We start from the raw sequence: 1283 nt of genomic DNA on the forward strand, positions 1-1283 counted from the left end.
GATCAGCGAATTGCCCTGTCGCCTACCAGGGACTAAAAATCATCACTCCGCTTAGGCTCCGTTTCCCTGATTTTAAGCGATAGAAAAATTACTCAGTAAGTACATTACAGAAGAAACAGAACCGGCAACACTCAATGATTTTATTGGATTACTTAAGGACTCCCCTACTTTCAAAGGTGACCCAGTAGAAATACAAAGGAAAATGCGTGATGAATGGAATTAAATGCTTATTGGATACCAATATCATTCTTGGCATTGTTAAAGGCCCCCCTATGTCAACATACCTGTCGCCTGTAAAATTTTATTAAAAACCCCAGACTTCCTCATCGGATTGAGCCCATGCTACCCTTATTTCAGCGCCCCTTATTAATACATTTCATCTGCTGCATTAATCATCTAATTCATTGTTAACAATACATACAGAGCATACCAGAATTTCGTACCTTGTTAATTTGTAGTTAATATTTGACAAATAAGTATTGATTATGGCTATACTCTTTATTCTCATTTTCTGTAGATGTGGCTTTATAATAATTATAAATAAGAGGTTTTGTTATGGATTTAATTACAACCAAACTCGGTATAGAAATGCTATTAAGGTGGGGACATTTCATGGCCGGCATTACTTGGATAGGTTTGCTTTACTATTTCAACTTTGTTCAAACTGAGTACTTTAAAGAAGCAGATGCTGCATCAAAGTCTGATGCGATTCAGAAATTAGTTCCGAAAGCTTTATGGTGGTTTCGTTGGGGGGCGATGCTTACTTTAATCACAGGCTTAGGTATTTTCGCTGTCCGAGGCGGCGGCATGTCGATGGATATTTATATTGGGGCATTACTCGGGCTGTTTATGTTTGTAAATGTCTGGTTAATCATTTGGCCGAACCAACAAATTGTTATGGCTTCCGTTAAACAAGTGGCTGATGGTGGTGAAGCTTTACCTAAAGCAGCTGGTGCATTAGCCACTGCTGGTTTAGCGTCAAGAACTAATACGCTATTTTCTATTCCTATGCTATTTTTTATGGGAGCTTCAGCCCACTACCCCCATAGCTTTAGTTTGTTAGCGTTTCTAATTGCCATAGTGCTTATTATTGTTCTTGAATTTAATGGTGCTTACCCAGCAATCAAACATATAGGTGCAGTGAAGAAACTACCAGTGGCTGGAAATATGAAACCTTATGCCAGTGTTAACGGTGTTATCTATTGTGGTTTAGGCCTAACAGTTATCTTGTTTCTAATCCTAGATTTATTATAAGTTTAGTTTATAGGTAAGCGTCGATTCTT

Annotated in this window: 1 protein-coding gene; it reads left to right on the forward strand. The window is 38.0% G+C overall.

All coding sequences use genetic code 11. The annotated features are described in order from the left end of the window. The first annotated feature begins 555 nt into the window (after nucleotides 1-555). A complete protein-coding gene (locus CDZ78_RS08915) occupies nucleotides 556-1254 on the forward strand; it encodes a urate hydroxylase PuuD (protein ID WP_087869708.1) in 699 nt (232 codons plus the stop codon). The last annotated feature ends 29 nt before the right edge of the window (nucleotides 1255-1283 follow it).

It is taken from the genome of Bathymodiolus platifrons methanotrophic gill symbiont, assembly GCF_002189065.1.
GTDB lineage: Bacteria > Pseudomonadota > Gammaproteobacteria > Methylococcales > Methylomonadaceae > Methyloprofundus.

Bases quoted from the DNA above. Each gene is read 5' to 3' on its own strand.
- CDZ78_RS08915 (WP_087869708.1), top strand. From the start codon at position 556: ATGGATTTAATTACAACCAAACTCGGTATAGAAATGCTATTAAGGTGG.